The organism is Mesorhizobium sp. P2_A12 (assembly GCF_056405075.1).
Map to the genome: position 1 here is coordinate 37,326 of NZ_JBFUCU010000023.1, position 21,131 is coordinate 58,456.

Annotated in this window: 23 protein-coding genes and 1 pseudogene; 16 read left to right on the forward strand and 8 right to left on the reverse strand. The window is 62.1% G+C overall.

What is annotated here, in order from left to right:
• The gene (locus AC1DZU_RS30765) at nucleotides 1-1,533 is read right to left on the reverse strand and encodes an acyl-CoA carboxylase subunit beta (RefSeq protein WP_095091646.1); all 1,533 of its coding nucleotides are present in this window, start codon (nucleotides 1,531-1,533) and stop codon (nucleotides 1-3) included.
• A 406-nt stretch (nucleotides 1,534-1,939) separates the two neighbouring features.
• Here AC1DZU_RS30765 and AC1DZU_RS30770 point away from each other — a divergent pair, with 406 nt between their 5' ends.
• Nucleotides 1,940-3,361, forward strand: coding sequence for a DEAD/DEAH box helicase (locus AC1DZU_RS30770; protein ID WP_457153882.1), 1,422 nt, complete (start codon nucleotides 1,940-1,942; stop codon nucleotides 3,359-3,361).
• Between the two features lie 105 nt (nucleotides 3,362-3,466).
• Here AC1DZU_RS30770 and AC1DZU_RS30775 read toward each other — a convergent pair whose 3' ends face one another.
• Together AC1DZU_RS30775 and AC1DZU_RS30780 are read right to left on the reverse strand one after the other, a co-directional pair.
• Nucleotides 3,467-4,441, reverse strand: coding sequence for an alpha/beta hydrolase (locus AC1DZU_RS30775; RefSeq protein ID WP_477290561.1), 975 nt, complete (start codon nucleotides 4,439-4,441; stop codon nucleotides 3,467-3,469).
• Between the two features lie 96 nt (nucleotides 4,442-4,537).
• On the reverse strand, nucleotides 4,538-5,359 hold the full coding sequence (locus tag AC1DZU_RS30780) for an SDR family oxidoreductase (RefSeq protein ID WP_477290563.1): 822 nt from the start codon (nucleotides 5,357-5,359) through the stop codon (nucleotides 4,538-4,540).
• Between the two features lie 227 nt (nucleotides 5,360-5,586).
• Here AC1DZU_RS30780 and AC1DZU_RS30785 point away from each other — a divergent pair, with 227 nt between their 5' ends.
• From AC1DZU_RS30785 to AC1DZU_RS30810, 6 genes are all read left to right on the forward strand, one after another.
• Nucleotides 5,587-6,621 (forward strand): cysteine synthase A, encoded by a 1,035-nt coding sequence (locus AC1DZU_RS30785; protein WP_477290565.1) that lies wholly within the window; start codon nucleotides 5,587-5,589, stop codon nucleotides 6,619-6,621.
• Entirely contained in the window at nucleotides 6,621-7,364 is a 744-nt protein-coding gene (locus AC1DZU_RS30790; protein ID WP_477290567.1) for an alanyl-tRNA editing protein, read from the forward strand. The genes AC1DZU_RS30785 and AC1DZU_RS30790 overlap by 1 nt, the downstream gene beginning before the upstream one ends.
• 142 nt (nucleotides 7,365-7,506) lie before the next feature.
• Nucleotides 7,507-8,358 carry a 3-mercaptopyruvate sulfurtransferase gene (gene sseA / locus AC1DZU_RS30795; RefSeq protein ID WP_477290569.1) on the forward strand — a complete coding sequence of 284 codons (852 nt, stop codon included), beginning with the start codon at nucleotides 7,507-7,509 and terminating at the stop codon, nucleotides 8,356-8,358.
• A 5-nt stretch (nucleotides 8,359-8,363) separates the two neighbouring features.
• Entirely contained in the window at nucleotides 8,364-8,927 is a 564-nt protein-coding gene (locus AC1DZU_RS30800) for a GNAT family N-acetyltransferase (protein ID WP_095091816.1), read from the forward strand.
• Nucleotides 8,928-9,027: 100 nt separating this feature from the next.
• Nucleotides 9,028-9,495, forward strand: coding sequence for a DUF1203 domain-containing protein (locus tag AC1DZU_RS30805; protein WP_477290571.1), 468 nt, complete (start codon nucleotides 9,028-9,030; stop codon nucleotides 9,493-9,495).
• Nucleotides 9,496-9,557: 62 nt separating this feature from the next.
• Nucleotides 9,558-9,710: a hypothetical protein gene (locus AC1DZU_RS30810; protein WP_477290573.1), complete on the forward strand. Its 153-nt coding sequence runs from the start codon at nucleotides 9,558-9,560 to the stop codon at nucleotides 9,708-9,710.
• Between the two features lie 21 nt (nucleotides 9,711-9,731).
• On the opposite strand, the gene ald is transcribed toward AC1DZU_RS30810, so the two are convergent.
• The gene (gene ald, locus AC1DZU_RS30815) at nucleotides 9,732-10,847 is read right to left on the reverse strand and encodes an alanine dehydrogenase (RefSeq protein ID WP_095091638.1); all 1,116 of its coding nucleotides are present in this window, start codon (nucleotides 10,845-10,847) and stop codon (nucleotides 9,732-9,734) included.
• A gap of 157 nt (nucleotides 10,848-11,004) precedes the next feature.
• Here ald and AC1DZU_RS30820 point away from each other — a divergent pair, with 157 nt between their 5' ends.
• The gene (locus AC1DZU_RS30820) at nucleotides 11,005-11,478 is read left to right on the forward strand and encodes an Lrp/AsnC family transcriptional regulator (RefSeq protein ID WP_010909317.1); all 474 of its coding nucleotides are present in this window, start codon (nucleotides 11,005-11,007) and stop codon (nucleotides 11,476-11,478) included.
• Here AC1DZU_RS30820 and AC1DZU_RS30825 read toward each other — a convergent pair.
• Both AC1DZU_RS30825 and AC1DZU_RS30830 read right to left on the reverse strand, forming a co-directional pair.
• On the reverse strand, nucleotides 11,475-11,888 hold the full coding sequence (locus AC1DZU_RS30825) for a hypothetical protein (RefSeq protein ID WP_477290575.1): 414 nt from the start codon (nucleotides 11,886-11,888) through the stop codon (nucleotides 11,475-11,477). The genes AC1DZU_RS30820 and AC1DZU_RS30825 overlap by 4 nt on opposite strands.
• Nucleotides 11,889-12,090: 202 nt before the next feature.
• A complete protein-coding gene (locus AC1DZU_RS30830; protein ID WP_477290577.1) occupies nucleotides 12,091-12,741 on the reverse strand; it encodes a 5-formyltetrahydrofolate cyclo-ligase in 651 nt (216 codons plus the stop codon).
• Nucleotides 12,742-12,906: 165 nt separating this feature from the next.
• Here AC1DZU_RS30830 and AC1DZU_RS30835 point away from each other — a divergent pair, with 165 nt between their 5' ends.
• Nucleotides 12,907-14,172 carry an NAD(P)/FAD-dependent oxidoreductase gene (locus AC1DZU_RS30835; protein ID WP_477290579.1) on the forward strand — a complete coding sequence of 422 codons (1,266 nt, stop codon included), beginning with the start codon at nucleotides 12,907-12,909 and terminating at the stop codon, nucleotides 14,170-14,172.
• Nucleotides 14,173-14,320: 148 nt separating this feature from the next.
• Nucleotides 14,321-16,300 (forward strand): bifunctional 2',3'-cyclic-nucleotide 2'-phosphodiesterase/3'-nucleotidase, encoded by a 1,980-nt coding sequence (locus AC1DZU_RS30840; protein WP_477290581.1) that lies wholly within the window; start codon nucleotides 14,321-14,323, stop codon nucleotides 16,298-16,300.
• A 38-nt stretch (nucleotides 16,301-16,338) separates the two neighbouring features.
• On the opposite strand, the gene AC1DZU_RS30845 is transcribed toward AC1DZU_RS30840, so the two are convergent.
• On the reverse strand, nucleotides 16,339-17,595 hold the full coding sequence (locus tag AC1DZU_RS30845) for a class I SAM-dependent methyltransferase (RefSeq protein ID WP_477290583.1): 1,257 nt from the start codon (nucleotides 17,593-17,595) through the stop codon (nucleotides 16,339-16,341).
• Between the two features lie 59 nt (nucleotides 17,596-17,654).
• Nucleotides 17,655-17,834 (reverse strand): annotated as a pseudogene (locus tag AC1DZU_RS30850) (DUF1365 family protein); the annotation flags it as partial.
• A 106-nt stretch (nucleotides 17,835-17,940) separates the two neighbouring features.
• On the opposite strand from AC1DZU_RS30850, the gene AC1DZU_RS30855 reads away from it, so the two are divergent.
• The 6 genes from AC1DZU_RS30855 to AC1DZU_RS30880 all read left to right on the forward strand — a co-directional run bounded on the left by AC1DZU_RS30855 (nucleotide 17,941) and on the right by AC1DZU_RS30880 (nucleotide 21,102).
• A complete protein-coding gene (locus AC1DZU_RS30855; protein ID WP_280952844.1) occupies nucleotides 17,941-18,075 on the forward strand; it encodes a hypothetical protein in 135 nt (44 codons plus the stop codon).
• 186 nt (nucleotides 18,076-18,261) lie between these two features.
• A complete protein-coding gene (locus AC1DZU_RS30860; RefSeq protein WP_477290585.1) occupies nucleotides 18,262-18,552 on the forward strand; it encodes a Dabb family protein in 291 nt (96 codons plus the stop codon).
• 44 nt (nucleotides 18,553-18,596) lie between these two features.
• Nucleotides 18,597-19,487 (forward strand): VOC family protein, encoded by an 891-nt coding sequence (locus AC1DZU_RS30865; RefSeq protein WP_477290587.1) that lies wholly within the window; start codon nucleotides 18,597-18,599, stop codon nucleotides 19,485-19,487.
• Nucleotides 19,484-20,329: a 3-deoxy-8-phosphooctulonate synthase gene (gene kdsA / locus AC1DZU_RS30870; protein WP_477290589.1), complete on the forward strand. Its 846-nt coding sequence runs from the start codon at nucleotides 19,484-19,486 to the stop codon at nucleotides 20,327-20,329. The genes AC1DZU_RS30865 and kdsA overlap by 4 nt, the downstream gene beginning before the upstream one ends.
• 121 nt (nucleotides 20,330-20,450) lie before the next feature.
• Entirely contained in the window at nucleotides 20,451-20,654 is a 204-nt protein-coding gene (locus AC1DZU_RS30875) for a dodecin family protein (RefSeq protein WP_019858016.1), read from the forward strand.
• An 82-nt stretch (nucleotides 20,655-20,736) separates the two neighbouring features.
• Nucleotides 20,737-21,102, forward strand: a complete 366-nt coding sequence (locus AC1DZU_RS30880) for a PRC-barrel domain-containing protein (RefSeq protein WP_095091630.1) — start codon at nucleotides 20,737-20,739, stop codon at nucleotides 21,100-21,102.
• Nucleotides 21,103-21,131 lie beyond the last annotated feature (29 nt).

The following is a 21,131-nucleotide window of genomic DNA, read 5'->3' on the forward strand; positions in this document are numbered from 1 at the left end:
TCACAGCGGGATGTTGTCGTGCTTCTTCCAGGGGTTCTGCATGTCCTTGTTGCGCAGCATCCGGAGCGCGCGCGCGATGCGGCGACGGGTCGAGTGCGGCATAATCACCTCATCGACATAGCCGCGCTCGGCGGCGACAAAGGGCGACAGGAAGCGATCTTCGTAAGCCTTTGTATGGGCTGCAATCTTTTCAGCATCACCGATGTCCTTGCGGTAGATGATCTCGACCGCGCCCCTGGCGCCCATCACGGCGATCTGCGCTGTCGGCCAGGCATAGTTCATGTCGCCACGCAGATGCTTTGACGCCATCACGTCATAGGCGCCGCCATAGGCTTTGCGGGTGATGACGGTGATCTTCGGCACGGTCGCCTCGGCATAGGCGAATAGGAGTTTCGCGCCATGCTTGATCAGCCCTCCATATTCCTGAGCGGTGCCGGGCAGGAAGCCGGGGACATCGACGAAGGTGACGATCGGGATCGAGAAGCAGTCGCAGAAGCGCACGAAACGCGCCGCCTTGCGGCTGGCGTCTGAATCGAGCACGCCGGCCAGCACCATCGGCTGGTTGGCGACGAAGCCGACGGTGCGGCCCTCGACCCGTCCGAACCCGGTGACGATGTTCTTGGCGAAATTCTGCTGGATCTCGAAGAAGTCGCCTTCGTCGGCGACTTTAAGGATCAACTCCTTGATGTCGTACGGCTTGTTGGCGTTGTCGGGAATCAGCCGGTCGAGCGACTGATCATGGTCGGTGACCGACTGATAGCATTCGATCTCCGGGAGCTCCGATGTGTTGGAGGCCGGCAGCAGGTCGACCAGCCGGCGCATCTGCAGCAGCGCCTCGACGTCATTGTCGTAAGCGCCGTCGGCGATCGAGGATTTCGTCGTGTGAACGGAGGCGCCGCCGAGGCTCTCGGCGGTTACCGTCTCGTTGGTGACGGTCTTCACCACATCCGGTCCGGTGACGAACATGTAGGAGGTGTCGCGCACCATGAAGATGAAGTCGGTCATCGCCGGCGAATAGACGTCGCCGCCGGCGCAAGGGCCCATGATCAGCGAAATCTGCGGAATGACACCGGAGGCGAGCACGTTGCGCTGAAAGATCTCGGCATAGCCGCCCAGTGCGGCCACGCCTTCCTGGATGCGCGCGCCGCCGGCATCGTAGAGGCCGATGATCGGCGCGCGGTTGCGTAGCGCCATCTCCTGCACCTTGATGACCTTTTCGGCATGCGCTTCCGACAGCGAACCGCCGAACACGGTGAAGTCCTTGGCGAAGAGATAGACTGGGCGGCCGTTGACGGTGCCCCAGCCGGTGACCACACCGTCGCCGGCGATCTTGGTCTTCTCCATGCCGAAATCGGTCGAGCGGTGCTCGACATACATGTCGAATTCCTCGAACGAGCCCTCGTCGAGAAACACCTCGATGCGTTCGCGCGCGGTGAGTTTGCCCTTCTTGTGCTGTGCATCGATGCGGGCCTGGCCGCCACCCATGCGGGCGATGTCGCGGCGGCGCTCGAGTTCCTTCAGCACGTCCTTCATCGGTTACCTCCCAAGCCAGCGGTATTTCGTGGTAATCGTGCCGGCAAGGGAGCGCAAGCACCGCTTGCGCCATGGTTTTGTTGCGCTGCAGCATGACGCCCCTTGCATTTGGCCGCGAACTGGGCCATATGCGGCGACATAGGCGCTTGGGCCGGGAACAATCCGGCCTTCTCGACAAATGAGACTGGTTGCGTCTGTTTTCCCTCTTTCCGGTATATCGGCCCCTTTCCGGTACATCACAAAGTGGCGAAAAAGCCCCGTGGCATGATGCCTGCGGGCACGACAGCGCAGCCGCGCGGACGAAACCGTCCGCCGCCTTGTCGTTCCATGACAATTTATCCGACGGCAGGTTGCGCCCTGCCGCCATTGATGTTTGCGGCCAGGGGCCGCGTGAAAGAAGAATATTTTGACCAACGAAAACACTTTGCTTGCTGATAAAACTGGGGAACTCTCCGGTTTCGCAGCACTGGGAATTACGGGTGCGCTGCTCAAGGCGACCCATGCCGCCGGCTTTACCGATCCGAAGCCGATCCAGGCGCAGGCGATCCCGCCGCAGATGGAAGGCCGTGACATTTTCGGCATCGCCCAGACCGGTTCCGGAAAGACGGCTGCCTTCGCGCTGCCCATCCTGTCGAAGATCATCGCTCTCGGCACCAAGCGCCGGCCGAAGACGGCCCGTGCGCTGATCCTGGCGCCGACGCGCGAACTTGCCGTGCAGATCGAGGACACCATCAAGATCCTCGCCAAGGGCGCGCATGTCTCGACCGCACTTGTGCTGGGTGGCGTCTCGCGCTTCAGCCAGGTGAAGAAGGTCGCGCCCGGCGTCGACATCCTGATTGCAACGCCCGGTCGCCTGACCGATCTGGTGCGCGAAGGCGACCTCATGCTTGCCGACACCAAATGGCTGGTGCTGGACGAGGGCGACCGCATGCTCGACATGGGCTTCATCAACGACGTCAAGCGCATCGCCAAGGCGACTGCGCCCGACCGTCAGACGGTGCTGTTCTCCGCGACCATGCCCAATGAAATCGCCGACCTGGCCAAGGGTCTGCTGAAGAACCCGATCCGCGTCGAAGTCGCGCCGCAAAGCACCGCGGCCGCCGAGATCGTGCAGGGCGTCGTCTTTGCCCGCACCAAGCAGAAGCGCCAGGTGCTGTCGACGATGCTCGCCGACGAGGCGATGAAGTCCGTCATCATCTTTTCGCGCACCAAGCACGGTGCCGACAGGGTGACCAAGGACCTCGAGCGCGACGGCTTCAAGGCCGCCGTCATTCACGGCAACAAGTCGCAGAATGCTCGTCAGAAGGCGCTGAACGATTTCCGTGAGGGCTCGGTGCGCATTCTGGTGGCTACCGACATTGCGGCGCGCGGCATCGATGTGCCCGGAATCAGCCATGTCGTGAATTTCGACCTGCCGGACGAAGCCGAAAGCTATGTCCACCGCATCGGCCGGACCGGCCGCAACGGCATGGACGGCATCGCCATCACGCTGTGCGATCCTTCGGAGAACAGCAAGCTGCGTCAGGTCGAGCGCATCATCCGCACCAAACTGCCGATCGTTGCCGACCATCTCGGCAGCCCTGATCCGCTGCGCAATCCGGCTGAAAAGAACGAGCGCTTCGAGCCCGCCAATGACCGCAACGACCGCAATGGTCGTCGTGACGGCAGGCGGCCGGGTGGCGAGAACAAGGGCAATGGCTTCGGCAAGAAGCGCTTCGGCGACAAGCCGGCCTTCGCTGGCGAGCGCAAGCCGGAAGGCGCCAAGCCTTTCAAGGGCAACAACAAGCGCCGCTTCGGCGGCAAGCGTCCGGCGGCGCGGGCTGCGTAAGCCTGACAGCGTTTTGGTCGGCCAAGCTCAGGCTGGCTGATTGCCGTGACTGACAAGGAAAGGGCAGCCGAAGCGATACTTCGGTCGCCCTTTTTCGTCAGGAGGCTATTTGGCCACCGCCTCGACCCAGACAGCGATCCTTTGCGCGAGATAGGCCGTGGTCGAAGGCGACAGCGCGTCGCCGGCGATGACGTGGTGGTCGGGATCGCCAGTGTCGTCGACCGGCACCAGTTCATGCGGCGCGCCCCAGCGCCCGGCGATTTCGCGGGTGCGGTCCTCGCGCACTACCTCGTCGGAATCCGAGAAGATGAAGAGGGCCGGTATGGTCGCCTTTTCCACCGGCGCGGCGTAGGCGAGCTCCGTCAGCGCCGCCATCGGCAGTGTCGCGGCCATCGGATATTTGTGCGTCCAGAATTTCTCGTGCAGGGCGTTGCGGGTCGGAAAGCTGCGCTCCTTGCCGCCGACGAGCTCGGCAATCTGCTTGCCCCAGGGCATGGTCAGCAGTTCGGCGCCGGAGGCCCTGACGCCGAAATTCGGCGAGATGAACGCAATCGCCGCCACCCCGTCCGATGCGCCCGGCTGCGTTGCAGCCCATGTCGCCAGCGAGCCGCCTGTCGAGGTCGAGATGACGATCACCTTGTCGCCAATCGCCCTGCCGATGGCGAGCGCCTCCTCATAGTCGTTGATCCAGGCATTGACGCTGCCTTGCGTCATCGCCGCGCCGTCCTGCCCGTGACCGGTAAGGCGGGTGTAGAACAGATTGGCGTCGAGCTGGTCGGCCACCTCGTCCGACAGCGGGCGGACCTCGCCCTTCGATGCGGAAAAGCCGTGGATATAGACGATCGACAGCGGCGTCCTGGCATGCACCATCGGATTGGCCCAGACGATCTCTTTCTCCAGCCCGTCACGGATTCCGGGTATGGCAGCCTCTGTCTTCGCCACATAGGCCTGCGGATCGTCGCCGATGACCGAGGGATCGAAACGGATCGTGGTGTCGACGGGTACGCGCGGGCCAAGCACGAAAGCCAGTGCGAGGACAACGACAAGGCCAAGCACAGCAAGCACGATCCGTCGCCCCATCGCAGACTCCAAAGAACAATTTCTCAACCTATGGCGGCGGTCACTATCGGGCAACGCCATGCCCCGGAGAGGGAGCCTGCCAATCTCGATGGCGTTCTATTCGCTTTGGGGCTTGCGGTCGTAGTGCAGCGGCCGCGCCTTCCAGCTGGTCATCAGGCTGATCACCCCACTGCGCAACGGCCTCGGCAGCAGGCTGAGCACTTTCAGGGGCCAGCTCAGCCGGCGCGGGAAGGTGACTTCGAAGCCGCCGGACTTGATGCCCCGCGCCATGCGGCGCGTCGCGCGGCTGACTGGCATCAGCCCCGGCATCGGCAGCATGTTCTTCTCTGTAAGAGCGGTGTCGATGAAGCCTGGGTTGATCACCTGGACACGCACATTCATCTTGTCGAAGTCGTATTTCAGCGACTCGGCCAGGATGTTGATCGCCGCCTTGGTGCCGCCATAGGCGGCCGTGGTCGGCCAGCCGAAATAGGCTGTGACCGAGCCGACCAGCACGACGTGGCCGCGCGCCCGCACACGCATGCGCTGGATGACCGGCACCAGGCCGTTGATGATGCCGAAATAGTTGACATCGAAGGACCGGCGAAAGTCGTTGACGACAAGATTTTCACCCGGCGTCGAAATGTAGTTCCCCGCATTGAAGACGGCGAGCACGATGGGCCCGAGTTCCTTCTCGATCGTGGCGACCGTCCTTGCCATGCGCGGCTCGTCGGTGACATCGCAGGGAAAGGCCGTGACACTGCCCGGCATCTGCGCGGTCTCGACGACAAGCGTGTCGATCGGATCGTCGTCGAGCGCCGTCACCGCGACGGTATAGCCCTGGGCCGCAAGATCCCTGGCCAGCGAACGGCCAATGCCGCTGCTGCCGCCCGTGATCCAGGCGACGCCGTGCTTCGGATTGGCCCGATAGAGTGTCATGCTGCGCCCTGTCGACTTGCTCGTACCTTGCTCTAGCGATGAAGAAATCGAATGAAAAGAGTGCTTTCATCACAGTGAGGAAATGAACTGTGGCGCATGAAGGCGATATTGAGAAGCGTCGGCCGCGATAACAATGCCGCAAATGCGACTGGTCCAGACAAATTCTTGCCTTGAAACCGAAGCTTCGGGTTTCTACGGTTTCGGCACAGCTGCACAAGGAATCCTGAATGCCCCGTTCTGTGATCGACGCGATCGGCAACACGCCTCTGATCCGCCTCAACAAAGCGTCTGAACAAACCGGCTGCGAGATCCTGGGCAAGGCCGAGTTCATGAATCCAGGCCAGTCGGTCAAAGATCGCGCCGGCTTGTTCATCATCCGCGACGCCGAGCAGCGCGGGCTGCTGAAGCCCGGCGGTGTGATCGTCGAGGGAACGGCCGGCAATACCGGCATTGGGCTGACGCTGGTCGCAAAGGCGCTGGGATATCGCACGGTCATCGTCATTCCAGACACGCAGAGCCAGGAAAAGAAGGACACCATCAGACTGCTCGGCGCCGAGCTGATCGAGGTGCCCGCGGTCCCTTACAAGAATCCCAACAATTACGTGAAATTGTCGGGGCGGCTGGCCGAGCAGATGGCGCGGACGGAGCCGAACGGCGCCATCTGGGCCAACCAGTTCGACAATGTCGCCAACCGTGACGGTCATATCCGCACCACGGCGGAGGAAATCTGGAACCAGACCGGCGGCAAGGTCGACGGTTTTGTCTCGGCAGTCGGTTCGGGTGGAACGCTGGCCGGCGTCGCCTTCGGATTGAAGGCCAGGAGCAAGGACGTCAAGATCGCGCTGGCCGATCCGCTGGGAGCCGCGCTCTACAGTTTCTACACCAGCGGTGAGTTGAAGTCCGAAGGCAGCTCGATCACCGAAGGCATCGGGCAGGGGCGCATCACCGCCAATCTCGATGGCTTCACGCCGGATTTTTCGTTCCAGATCCTGGACGAGGATGCGCTGCCGATCGTCTTCGACCTAATCCAGGAAGAAGGACTTTGCGTCGGCGGCTCGACCGGCATCAACATTGCCGGCGCGATCCGGCTGGCGCGCGAACTGGGCCCCGGCCACACCATCGTGACTGTTCTTTGCGACTATGGCACGCGCTATCAATCGAAGCTGTTCAACCCGGAATTCCTGCGCGAGAAGAACCTGCCGATACCGGGCTGGATGGAGCAGCGGAGCACGATTTCTGTGCCGTTCGAAAAGGTCGCGTGATGGCGCACAGGACCGAAGCGCTGTTTCGCGACGACGCCTATCTGCGCACCGCGGACGCCACAATCATTGCCGTCAACGACCGCGGCGGCATCATTCTCGACCGGACGATCTTCTACGCCACATCGGGCGGCCAGCCGGGCGATATCGGTCATCTGGAGCGTGCCGACGGCAGCCGCATCGCCATCGCCGCCACCATTACGGGCGAGACCAAGGACGAGATCATCCATGTGCCGGCATTGGAGCAGAGGGTTCCAGACGTCGGTGAACGCTTGAGCCTGGCGATCGACTGGGACCGCCGGCATCTTTTGATGCGCATGCACGCGGCCTGCCACCTGCTCACTGTGGTCTGCCCGTTCCCGATCACGGGTGCGTCCGTTTCCGAGGATGACAGCCGCGTCGATTTCGATATTCCCGACGCCAGCTTCACCAGGGAAGACGTAACGGCGAGCCTGATGGATCTGGTGCGGGCCGATCACCCGATCTTCACCAGGCTGATCAGCGACGAGGAGCTGACCGCCAACCCGGGCCTGGTGAAATCCAAGAATGTCCGGCCGCCGGTTGGCACCGGTAAGATCCGCCTGGTCTGCATCGGTGACAACGCTTCGGTCGATAGCCAGCCCTGTGGCGGCACCCATGTCAAAAGCACTGGTGAGGTCGGCGAAATCCATATCGGCAAGATCGAGAAGAAGGGCCGTGAAAACAGACGCTTCCGCATCCGCTTCGGCCCGATGCCGGCGACCTGATGCATGTCGCCCAAGAAAGTGGCCTCTATGTTGGGTCAACGACATGCATGAGAACAAAGACTTAAAGCGCGTCCCTTGAATCCGCTTCAACGCGACGCACTTTAATCGGACAATCACCGCCAGACGGCGAGCAGGAGAGAAAATGGCCGAGGACAGTCCTTTCACCGTCGACGCGGATTGGCTGCAGCAGCGCCTCGGCGAGCCGGGCCTGACGATCATCGACGCATCCTGGTATCTCCCGGCGCAAAAGCGCGATGCGCGCGGCGAGTACGGCGCGGCCCACATTCCGGGCGCACGATTTCTGGACCAGGACGCGGTTTCGGACCCGGATTCGCCGCTGCCGCATACGCTGCCGTCACCGCAGCATTTTGCCCAATATGTCGGGTCGATGGGCGTTTCGGCCGACGACACCATCGTCATCTATGATGGTCCGGGCTTCTTCTCGGCGCCTCGGGCGTGGTGGATGTTCCGAGTGATGGGCGTGTTCCAGACCTATATTCTGGACGGCGGCTTCGATGGCTGGAAAGCGGCCGGCCGGCCGGTAACGGCCGAGCCGACCAGGATCGCGCCAAGTGTGTTTCATGCCGATTTCGACGCCGGTCGCGTCGCCAGCCTCGCCGACATGCGCCGGATCGTCGATACCGGGGAAAGCCAGATCGCCGACGCCCGTGGACCGGGCCGCTTTGCCGGCATGGAGCCCGAGCCGCGCGCCGGTATCCGCTCCGGCCATATGCCTGGCGCGCGCAATCTGCCCTACTCGGCGCTGTCGGAAAACGGCGAGCTGCTGTCGAAGGACCGCTTGCGCAAGGTGATCGAGGCGGCCGGCATCGATCTGTCGAAACCCGTCATCACCTCGTGTGGTTCCGGCATTACAGCCGCGGTGGCGACGCTGGCGCTGGAAACGCTTGGCCATACCGACAACAGACTCTACGACGGTTCATGGACGGAGTGGGGTGGGCTCTCCGACACGCCCGTCGTGACCGGCAAGGAATGAAGACGATGGAAAACGGCGCGCTGGAAGACATCGATGTCACGGTGACGTTCCTCGAGATGCATGTGCCGCCGGCCTACTCGCCGCCGGTGCCCTACAACCGTCAGGTCGCGCTGCTGAAGACCAAGGACATTCCCCTGCATTTCTACCGCTATTTGATGGACCGGGTGGGACGCAAATGGCACTGGGTCAACGTGCTGAGGCTGGATGACGAGGAGCTTTCGGCCGGCATCCACCGCGAGGACCGCGACATCAGGGTGCTCTACCTCGACGGTGCGCCGGCCGGCTTCTTCGACCTCAAGCCGCATCTGCCGGAAGAAGTCGAGCTCGCCTATTTCGGCATGATGGAACATGCGACCGGGCAAGGCATCGGCCGCTGGTTCCTGGGGGCGGCGATCGCAGCCGCGTGGTCGTACGGGCCAAAGCGGGTGACAGTGCAGACCTGCACGCTCGATCATCCGGCGGCTTTGCCGCTCTACCAGAAGCTCGGCTTTGCGCCGGTGGCGCAAAAGAAGGAAATCGTGCATCCGCTGCCTTTCGGAGAACGCTCGGCCAGCGTCATGAGGCCGTGACATCAGCTAAAATCCGAAGCACCCGCCACTGCGCAGGAATCGGGTGGGAAGCGTGAACTTGAGGGCATAATTTCCGGTCGACAACACCGGAGATCCCACCATGACCATTCAGTTCAAAGCGCTGCCAACTCAGGATGTCAGGGCATTGCAGCACGGCGGCGCCGACGCCTATGGAAACACACCCGAGCGCAAGATATCCGACGGCGACGGCATGCCTTGCCGGCATTGTCTGAAGAACATCGCCGCCGCCGACGCTTACCTCGTTTTGGCCTACCGGCCATTCCCGGAGCTTCAGCCTTATGCCGAAACCGGGCCGATCTTCCTGCATGCCGACGAATGCGACCGCGCCGCCGAGAGCGAGGTGCTACCTGAGATTCTCGAAAGCCCTGACTACATCGTGCGCGGCTACGGCAGGGATGATCGTATCGTTTACGGCAGCGGCGGCGTCATCCCGACCGCGGCAATTGCAGCGCGAGCCGAGGCCCTGTTCGAGCGCGACGATATCGCCTACGTCCATGTCCGCTCGGCGCGCAACAATTGCTACCAGTGCCGCATCGAGCGCGTCTGAGGCATTGGAACGCTGGGCGAGGGCTTGTCGTACTCCCGTCGCACAATCGCGCTAGAAAGCCATTGTCGATCGATTTGCCGACCGCGGATGAACCGGCGGCAAATCTCGATATCGAGGAAGCGGGGCTTTGGCTCCGCTTTTTTGTTGCCCAGCCTCGCGCTCAAGAAAACCTTCACGCCCAAGAAAAAACCCGCCGGCAAGAACCGGCGGGCTGACGGAGGAGTTCTGAAGTAGAATCAGGCCGCGAGAACGGCTTTCGGCTCAACCAGTTCGTAGCCGAGCGCTTCGGCGACCGCACGGTTGGTGATCTTGCCCTTGTGGACATTGAGGCCATTGCGCAGATGGTGGTCATCGACCAGCGCCTTCAGGCCCTTGTCGGCAAGCTGCAGGCCATAATGAAGCGTCGCGTTGTTGAGCGCGTGGGCCGACGTGACGGGCACCGCGCCGGGCATGTTGGCGACGCAGTAGTGGATGACGCCATCAACCTCGTAGGTCGGCTCGGCATGGGTGGTGGCGTGCGAGGTCTCGAAGCAGCCGCCCTGGTCGATGGCGACGTCGACCAGCACGGAACCCTTCTTCATGCCGGACAGCATTTCGCGCGTGACGAGCTTCGGCGCCGCGGCGCCTGGGATCAGCACCGCGCCGACGACGATGTCGGCCGAAAAGCACTCTTCCTCGAGCGCTTCGACAGTCGAGTAGCGGGTGTGCACGCGGCCGGTGAAGAGGTCGTCGAGCTGGCGCAGGCGCGGGATCGAGCGATCGATGATGGTGACGTCGGCGCCAAGCCCCACCGCCATCCTGGCAGCATGCAGGCCGACGACGCCGCCGCCGAGAACAGTGACCTTGCCGGGCAGCACGCCGGGCACGCCGCCGAGCAGCACGCCGCGGCCGCCATTGGCCTTCTGCAGCGCCGTGGCGCCGGCCTGGATCGACAGGCGTCCGGCAACTTCCGACATCGGCGCCAGCAACGGCAGGCCGCCACGGTCGTCGGTCACGGTTTCGTAGGCGATCGCGGTGACACCGGAAGCGAGCAGGCCCTTGGTCTGCTCCGGATCCGGAGCCAGGTGGAGATAGGTGTACAGGATCTGGCCTTCGCGAAGCTGCGCCCATTCGTTGGGCTGCGGCTCCTTGACCTTGACGATCATGTCCGACTTGGCGAACACATCGGCAGCCGTCTTGGCGATTGTCGCACCGGCGGCGCGATAGGCATTGTCATCGGCGCCGATGCCGGCGCCGGCGCCGGTCTCGACCAGCACTTCATGGCCGTGGGCGACATATTCGCGGACCGAGCCGGGCGTGAGGCCGACGCGATATTCGTGGTTCTTGATTTCCTTGGGGCAGCCGACGCGCATTTTCTTCTCCTGATCCGGCCCTTTTTGGGCTCGTTCCCTGTATGGGTGGAGTGAACCACAAATCGCTGCGCAGGTGTTTGCGAATGCGCTTGCGCCAACGGGCGGTTTTCGATAATCGTTGCGCAAAATGGTGGGATATTCGCAGGATTCACGAAAAATGCCGCTCGACAGGATCGATATCGCCATTCTCGAGACTTTGCAGAAGGATGGCCGGATACCGAATGCTGCACTGGCCGAGAAGGTTGGCCTGTCGCAGTCGGCGTGTTCGCGCCGGCTCGACAATCTGGAGAAATCCGGAACCATCCGCGGCTACCACGCCCGGCTTTCCAATGCCGCCCTTGGCCACCAGATGACCGCGATCGTGCATATTTCGCTGTCAGGACAGTTCGAGAAGACGCTGTCGGATTTCGAGGCGGCGATCAAGCGCTGCCCGAATGTGCTGTCATGCCACCTGATGTCGGGCGAATACGACTATATCCTGCGCATCGCGGCCAAGGATCTCGTCGATTACGAACGCATCCACAAGGAATGGCTGTCGGCGATGCCCCATGTGACCAAGATCAACTCGTCATTCGCCTTGCGTGAGATCGTTGACCGCACGGCGATGGGCATGAAGCCGGAAATGGCTTAACGCCAAAGGCATACCCGGACGCCCTTCCCAACATAGCATGCGCCTTCGCGGCGAAGGTCTTCCCAGCGTTCGTCACCGTGAGTTTCGGAAACGTCCGAGTTGCTATAGCCTTCCCAAAGATCACCGTCCTTGTATACAACTGCCCAGTAGTCTTTGGACATTTCACCAGCCCCACTATGCGTGTCAGGATAGTCGATACCTGCAAAAACTTGCCGAGGCCCCTGGATATTAAAATCGCCGCCCTTTTCGATTTGATAGTAGCATCTTCCGGATATACGAGTCTGACCGTCAACAGTAAGCAGGCAGCGGCCCCACTTATAGCCGCTCGGTAAACGGTGCTGTGGTTGCGCCTGCGAAGGCGAAAAGGAAAACGCAATTGCAAGGGCAGCCACTATGGTTCGTCCGACCATCTTATCATCCGTTGCGAAGCAGCTAATCCTAGGAGCTACCGGACACTGTTGGATCCGCCCGGAGCGCATGTCGAAACGCAGCAGCATGGTTCCCTTAAAGATCAGATTATTTATCGACCAAGTCGGATTTTTTGTCACATGACATTTGCGCTGCTTCGCCGCGAAACAGAAATCCAGCCGGTCTCATTTTCCAAACAGGCTCTTAGGCCTCGGTGACGATCCGATCCATCGGGATGTCGTGCGGCTGCGGGTAGATGGTGGCTATACGCTGCAGTTCGTAGCCGACGCCGATCACCAGCGGCTTGAACGGCATCGCCGCCAGCGTGCGGTCGAAGAACCCGCCGCCATAGCCCAGGCGGTAGTTTCTAGGATCGATGCCGACGATTGGCGCGATGACGATGTCGGGCAGCACCGGATCGCCCTCGGCCGGGATCGGGATGTTCCAGACACCTTTTTCCAGTCGGTCGCCCGGCGCGTAGGGGCGAAAGATCAGCGGCTGACCTTTCTCGATGACAACGGGCAGGGCGGTGCGGCCGCCGCGCGCATTGACGGACGCCATCCATGGGCGCAGGTCCGGCTCGCCGCGAAACGGCCAGTAGAGACTGACCATGCGGCCGACGATCTCGCCGACGATTGCGTCGAGACCTTGCGCAATGCGCTGCGACATCACCGTTCGCGCGTCGGCCGAAACGGCGAGACGCGCGGCGATCAGGCGTTCGCGCTCGGCCTTGCGCCAGCGCCGGACGTCGGTCCAATCGGTTAGTGGTGTCTGAAACGCGGGATCTAGTTCATGCATGAAGCAGGGAGGGGAGGCATATTGCGCCGGGCCTTGGTCGTCATGATCGTTAGCCATGCTTTACCTCATCGAGTATTTGATCACGCTATACCTCGTAACACGATACGACATGTGCGTTCACGACATAGGACGACGAGTCTCAGGCACCACCCTTGCGTTGCTGCGATGCACAAAAGTACCTACATCTAGGTTAGGCAATCTTGCCCGTTAGCGGTGAATGAGATGAACCAGGCCAGGCATCATGTCGTTGTTGTCGGCGCGGGTTTTGGCGGTCTCGAATTCACCCGAGCGCTAGCCGGTGCGCCGGTCCGCATCACCATGATCGACAAGCGTAATCATCACCTCTTCCAGCCTCTGCTCTACCAGGTGGCGACCACGGCGCTGGCAACGTCCGAAATTGCATGGCCGGTCCGCCACCTCCTGCGCAAGCGCAAGGATGTGACGACGCTGCTTGCCAATGTCCTCGGCGTCGACCGCGCCGGCAAACGCGTGCTGCTCGATGATGGCAATGCTGTCGCCTACGACACGCTGCTGCTCGCCACCGGTGCGCGCCACGCCTATTTCGGCCACGACGAATGGGAGCCTTTCGCGCCCGGCCTGAAGACGCTGGAGGATGCCACCACGGTTCGGCGGCGCATTCTGCTGGCCTTCGAGCAGGCCGAGCGGGAGACCGATCCCACCAAGCGCCAGGCGCTGCTGACCATTGCGATCGTCGGCGGCGGGCCGACCGGCGTCGAGCTTGCCGGCACCATCGTCGAACTGGCCCATGACACGCTGCGCGGTGAATTCCGCAACATCGATACACGGCAAACGCGTGTCGTGCTGATCGAGGCCGGTGACCGAATCCTGGCCAATTTCGTACCGAAACTTTCCGACTACGCGATGAAGGCGCTCAAGCGGCTCGGTGTGACCATCGAACTCGGCAGGGCTGTTACGCGGTGCGACGCCGAAGGCGTCGTCTTCGGCGACAAGCACTTGTCGGCAGGCACAATCCTGTGGGCAGCGGGCGTCGCCGCCTCGCCGGCCGCCGAGTGGCTCGGCGCGGCGGCGGATCGGGCGGGCAGGGTGCTCGTCGAGCCTGACTTGAGCGTGCCCGGCAGCCCGGAGATTTTCGTCGTCGGCGATGCCGCGCATGTGCTGCGGCCGGACGGGCGGCCGGTTCCCGGCGTGGCTCCGGCCGCCAAGCAGCAGGGCCGCCATGTTGCCGCCACGCTAAAGGCGCGGCTTGCCGGCGACACCAGCCCACGGCCGTTCCGCTACCTGCATGACGGCGACCTCGCCACGATCGGTAAGCGCGCCGCCGTGATTGATTTCGGCTGGATCAAGCTGACCGGCTGGGCGGCCTGGTGGCTGTGGGGCATAGCCCACATCTATTTCCTGATCGGCTTTCGCAACCGGCTTGCGGTTTCACTGAACTGGCTATGGATCTACGCGACGGGCCAGCGCAGCGCGCGGCTGATCACTCAGGGCGACGACGACAAGGGCTGACTTCGTCTCCCCAGACCGTTCATCCGCACGTCATCTGTTGCTGATCGAGTGGCGACGTTATGCGCTCGACTTCTTGAATGGACTCGGATGGTTTTCAGCGCCAAGTTCGCTTCGGGGCAGGGCTTGTCACTTTGTCAAAGGAGAAAACATGTCTCGACTGCTCCATCCCGTCTCCCGCCGCGATCTCCTTGGCGGTGCCGCCGCCGCAGGAGCGTTGATCATGCTGCATCCGTTCTCCGCCCGCGCCCAGGCCAACCAGGCTCATCTTCGGATCATGGAAACCACCGACATCCATGTGAACGTGCTGCCTTACGATTACTACGCCGACAAAGCGAACGACACGATGGGCCTGTCGCGCACGGCTTCCCTGATCGACGCAGTTCGCAAGGAAGCCGTCAATTCGATGCTCATCGACAATGGCGACCTGCTGCAGGGCAATCCGATGGGCGACTACATCGCCTATGAGAGGGGCATGAAGGATGGCGACCTGCATCCGATCATGAAGGCCATGAACCTGCTCGGCTACGAATGCTCGACGCTGGGCAACCACGAGTTCAATTACGGCCTGTCGTTCATGGACAAGGTGCTGGCTGGCGCCAATTTCCCCTTTGTCTGCGCCAATTTGATCCGCGGCACCGAGCTTGCCGCGAACCCGCGTGACGACAAGCTTTATCTCAAGCCCTATGTCATCCTCGACAAGAAGATCAAGGACGGGTCAGGCGCCGAGCAGCCGATCAGGATTGGCATCATCGGCTTCGTGCCGCCGCAGATCATGGTCTGGGATCTCAAGAATCTGGAGGGCAACGTCAAGACGCGCGACATCGTCCAGGCAGCCAAGGCCTGGGTGCCGCAGATGAAGGAGGAAGGCGCCGACATCGTGATTGCGCTCTCGCATTCCGGCATCGACGTGAAGCAGGGCGACATGATGGAAAACGCATCGTTCTTCGTCGCCGGTGTCGACGGCATCGATGCGGTGTTCACCGGTCACCAGCATCTGGTCTTCCCTGGCAAGAAGGATTTCCAGTCGCTGGACGGCGTCGACACGCAAAAGGGCACGCTGCAGGGCAAGCCCGCTGTGATGGGCGGCTTCTGGGGCTCGCATATGGGGCTGATCGACCTGATGCTGGAGCGCGACGGGTCGAAATGGAAGGTCGTTTCCGCCACCTCCGAGGCGCGGCCGATCTTCGAACGCGTCGACAACAAGGCCAAGCCGATCGTCCCGGACGACAAACGCATCATCGCGGCACTCGAACAGGACCACCAGGCAACCCTGGCCTATGTGCGGCGTCCCGTCGGCAAGACCTCGGCGCCGCTCTATTCCTATTTCGCGCTGGTCGCCGACGATCCGTCGGTGCAGGTCGTCAGCCAGGCGCAGACCTGGTACCTGAAGGATATTCTCAAGAACACGCAATGGAAGGACGTGCCGCTGCTGTCTGCCGCGGCACCCTTCAAGGCTGGCGGACGCAGCGGCGCCGACTACTATACCGATGTGCCGGCGGGCGACATCGCCATCAAGAACGTCGCCGACCTCTATCTCTACCCGAACACCGTCCGAGCCGTCGAAATCACTGGCGCACAGGTGAAGGAATGGCTGGAAATGTCAGCCGGCATCTTCAACCGGATTGAGCCTGGCAAGGCCGACCAGGCCCTCATCAACACCGACTTCCCGTCCTACAATTTCGACGTCATCGACGGCGTTACCTACAAGATAGACCTGTCGCAGCCGCCGAAATACGATGCCAAGGGGGGACTGGCGAATGCCGGCGCCAATCGCATCGTTGACTTGATGTTTGACGGCAAGCCAATTGATCCCAAACAGAAATTCGTCGTTGCGACCAACAACTACCGGGCCGGCGGTGGCGGCAATTTCCCCGACATCAATGCCTCGAAGATCATCTACGAGGCGCCGGACACCAATCGCGACGTGATCGTTCGCTACATCGTCAGCGAGGGCACGATCAATCCGTCGGCGGACGGCAACTGGTCGTTCGCGCCGCTGCCTGGAACCAGCGCCGTGTTCGAAACCGGCGCCAGGGCCAAGGATTTCATTGCCGAGGTGAAGTCGCTGAAGATCGAGCCGGCGGGTGAGGGCGAGGCGGGATTTGCGAAATACCGAATCCTTCTCTGACCGTCGGCATAGGTCCGCCCGGCTACGGCAGCGTGGACCTATGCCTTATAGACCACCTGGCGCACGTCGATGTAGCTGGCGCGGAATCCGGCCTCGCAATAATGCAGGTAGAATTCCCAGAGCTTCTTGAAGCGGTCGTCGAAGCCGAGCGGGACGATCTTTTCCCATGATGCCCAGAACCGCTGGCGCCATTCGGCGAGTGTGCGCGCGTAGTCGTCCGGAAACACGCGCTCGCGCAGATGGGCAAGGCCATGATCGTTGCCGAGTGCCTTCAGGATCGACGGCGTCGGGAGCATGCCGCCCGGAAAAACATAGCGCTGGATGAAATCCGGCCTTGCGCGATACGTGTCGTAGGCGGCTTCGTTGATGGTGATGATCTGCAGGCCTGCGGTGCCGCCGGGCCTGAGGCAGGCCTTCATCTTGCTGAAGAACACCGGCCAGTACTTCTCGCCGACCGCCTCGAACATCTCGATCGAGGCGATACGGTCATAGGTGCCGGTTTCGTCGCGATAGTCCTGCAGCTTGATGTCGACCTTGTCGGCAAGCCCGGCCTTGGCGAGGCGCGCCTTGGCGAAGTCGTGCTGCTCGCGGCTGATCGTCAGCCCGGTCACACGGCAGCCGATCTCGCGAGCCGCGAATTCGGCGAAGCCGCCCCAGCCGCAGCCGATCTCCAGCACGTGATCCTTCGGTCCGATCCCCGTATCCTTGGCCAGTGCGCGATATTTGGCGGCCTGGGCGCTTTCGAGGTCGTTGGCGCCGTTGGCATAGAGTGCCGAGGAATAGGTCATGCTCGGATCGAGCCATTCCTTGTAGAAGGCGTTGCCGAGATCGTAATGCGCCGAAATGTTGCGCTTCGAGCCGGTTCGCGTGTTCTCGTTGAACCAGTGCCGGATGCGCTGCACGGTGTTGATGAGCCAGCTGGCGCCGCCAGCAACGCGTTCGCCGATGGCCGAATTGACCACGAACAGCTCCAGGAAGCTGGTGACGTCAGGGCTTTCCCAATCGCCGTCCATGTAGGATTCGGCAAGGCCGATCGTGCCGCCGGAAAAGGCACGGCCGGGCAAGCGCCAGTTCTTGAGCACCAGTTCGGCGTCCGGGCCCGGTCCCTTGCCACCGACCAGCACGGCGCGTCCGTCCGGCATCCTGACCTTCAGCGATCCGCGCGGCAGGTTCATCGCCGCCGACAGCACCATGCGCGCCTTCGCCGGCAAGCCCTTGACGATCTCGGCGAAATTGAATTCGTCCAGCCTGACCGCGTCGCTCGACGCCAGACCATGATGTTCCTTGTGTGCCATCTCACGCCCCTGGGCTTCCGCGGTGTCGGCGCAAATTGCCGAGCCTCGGTTCTCGCGGTTCATTCGCCAGGTTCGAACGCCAGTGCCTGATCCCGGCAACTGACCGGTTCGGCGACAGGCGGGCTCGAACGAAAGCGCGCGCCCCTCAACCAGAGCTTCAGCGCTTCCCAGTGAATCCCTGCCACAATCTTCCACGTCATGAGGGGGAACATCAAGAGGCAGGCTGCAAGCCGGGCTGTGCCAAGTGGAGGCGCTCGCTGTGGTGGATCCGGCTTTTACACAGCAAAGGCCGAACACGCCTAAAACGCCTATGGTTGCAGCCGTGCCTGTGCGATAGCTTTAGCCATGCGTTATGTAATCGTCATTGCCGCCATCACCTTTTTCCTGATCTGGGATGGGCTCTACAATCAGGGCCGATACCTCGACACCGCGGTAAGGGGTGTCACGCACGTGGTGCGATCCGTCACCGGCGAGAGCTAGCGCCCATCCCTCATGAAGCGCTGCCGCGACATCCTTGTCGATTGACGCAGCCGTCCTGACGTCACAAAAGACCCCGGCACTTAATGCATGTCGCCCAAAGGCGGCTCCGGTCTTGGGGCGGCGACATGCAGAAAAGCAAAGACGTAAAGCGCGTCGCCAGACGCGCTTTCGATTGAGGAGGCGGGGTTGATCCGGCATATCGTTTTCTTCAGCGCGCGGCGCAAAGAGGATGTGGAGGCCGTTCGCACCGGCCTGCAGGCGCTCGGCAACATTCCCCATTCCAGCCTCTTCGAGGTGACCATCAACACAAAGGTCGACCCGCTGTCGGACGAGATCGATGTGGTCGTCTATGCCGAGTTCGCCGATGACGTGGCGTTGGCCGCCTACAAGGCGCACCCGCTCTATGGGCAGACGACCAGCAAGGTCAAACCATTGCGCGAGCTGCGTTATTCCGCCGATGTCGTGGCCGGCGCCTGATTGAGGCTTGAACCGGTTTGCGGAATGATGCACATCGCGCCTGCATGAACCGAATAACAGCCGCCGGCACTCATCCACTCGATCATCTGGTGCTGCCGACACAGAACCTCGATGCGGCACGAGCCCGGCTCACCGCGCTTGGCTTCGTGGTTGCCCCGGCCGGCATTCACCCCTTCGGGACCGAAAACTGTTGTGTCTTCCTCGCTGACGGCACCTATCTCGAGCCGCTCGCGGTCGGCGACGAACAGGCCGCGATGATGGCCATTGCCGAGGGCAATGTTTTCGTCGCGCGCGACCGAATCTATCGCAACAGGCACGGCGACGAGGGATTTTCTGCCGTGGTCCTGGGCACCAGCAACGCAGACGCCGACCAGGCACGCTATGTCGAAGCCGGCATCTCCGCGGGAAACATGCTGAGCTTTTCGCGCGCTTTCACCGACACGGCGGGCAGAAGCGACATCGCATCGTTCAAGCTCGCCTTTGCATCCGATAGCAACGCTACGGATGCTTTCCTGTTTGCCTGCGAACGGGTCAACGCGCCGAACGTGGATCGGACTGCCTTGCAGGAGCACGCCAACGGCGCCACGGGAATTGTCGAAATCGTGGCGGTCAGCGACCGGCCTGCCGAGCAGCGCCGGCTGATTTCCTTGGCGGTGGACGATCCGGCCGACGGTGGGCAAGGCGTCGCGTTTCACTTGCCGAATTCAGCCTTGAGCGTGCTTGACCCGGCGTCTTTCACGGCACGCTTTGGCTTGCCGGCCGGCGCGCCGACGGACCTTCGCTTCGTAGCAGTGGTCTTTTCGGTCCGCAGCGTCGATATCACTTCGAGGCTGCTTGCAGCCAACTCCGTCAAACACGATATAGCGGGCAATGATATTGTCGTGCAGCCGGCATCCGGACAGGGCGCGGCTTTCATCTTCCGGGAGATCCAATGAGCAAGCCCTTGGCGCCCAATTCGTCGGTAACCGTCGGCAATGTCGTCTTCGACAACAACGCGGCCTTGTCGCTGATCGCTGGTCCTTGCCAGTTTGAATCGCGCCAGCATGCGTTCGACATGGCCGGCGCGCTGAAGGAACTGACCGGCAAGCTCGGAATAGGCCTCGTCTACAAGACCAGCTACGACAAAGCCAACCGCACCTCGCTGTCGGCGACGCGCGGCGCAGGCCTGGAAGCGGCACTTCCCGTCTTCGACGAACTGCGCAAGGAATTTTCGCTGCCGGTGCTGACCGATGTCCACACCGAGGAACAGTGCGCGATCGTCGCGCCGCACGTCGATGTCCTGCAGATTCCGGCCTTCCTGTCGCGCCAGACCGACATGCTTGTCGCCGCCGCCAGGACCGGCAAGGTGATCAACGTGAAGAAAGGGCAGTTCCTGGCCCCCTGGGACATGAAGAACGTGGTGGCCAAGATCACCGGTTCCGGCAACGCCAATGTTTTGACCACCGAGCGCGGCGCGTCGTTCGGCTACAACACGCTGGTGTCCGACATGCGCGCTCTGCCTATCATGGCCGAGATCGGCGCACCGGTGATCTTCGACGCCACGCATTCGGTTCAGCAGCCGGGCGGACAGGGCGGCTCCTCGGGCGGCGAGCGTCGCTTTGTCGAGACGCTGGCCCGGGCGGCTGTCGCCGTTGGTGTGGCCGGCGTGTTCATCGAGACCCACCAGGATCCGGACAATTCGACCTCTTCCGATGGCCCGAACATGGTGCCGCTGAAGGATATGCCGGCACTGCTGGAAAGACTTATGGCGTTCGATCGTATCGCCAAGGGTCACTGAAGCGTCCCACGGACGTTCCAGCGTCGGCAACTGACAATGGCCCCATGGCCCCGGCGCTTGTGGAAGACATAAGCCGGCTGTACGCTCGCCTCGCAAATGAGCGTTTTGGCAGGAGGAAGCCATGTCTGTCGCCCGCGTCACCGAAATCACCTCATCGTCGAAGAAGAGCTTTCAGGACGCCATCGAGAAGGGGATTGCGCGTGCCGCAAAGACGTTGAAGAACGTCGAAGGCGCCTGGATCCAGGACCAGAAGATCGTCGTCGAGGACGGCAAGATCGCTGCCTATCGCGTCAACATGAAGGTCACATTCATCCTCGCGGAGTAACCGGCTGCCGCCGAAAAAGTCGGGAACTTTCGCCCGCGCCCCTCATTGTCAAACATGGATCAACGACAATGAGGAGCACATCATGACAACCCAGACAGGCCACACCGAAGCCATTGCCGCTTCGCGCGTCATCGGCACGTCGGTCTACAACACCGAGGGCAGGAGCATCGGCAGCATCGAGGACATCATGCTCGACAAGACCTCGAACGGCATCATGTTCGCGGTGATCGGTTTCGGCGGTTTTCTCGGCATCGGCGAGAAGTATCACGCCATTCCGTGGGCCAGCCTCGACTATGACGAGGACAAGGGCGGCTATGTCGTTCCGTTCTCCAAGGAACAGCTAAAGGCAGCGCCCGCCTATTCGATCAACGAACTGGCCGGCGCGGATGGCGAGACGGCGCGCGACGCGTCCTATGATTATTACAAGGTCACGCCTTACTGGCATTGACGCCCGGAAACAAAAGGCCCCGTTCAGAC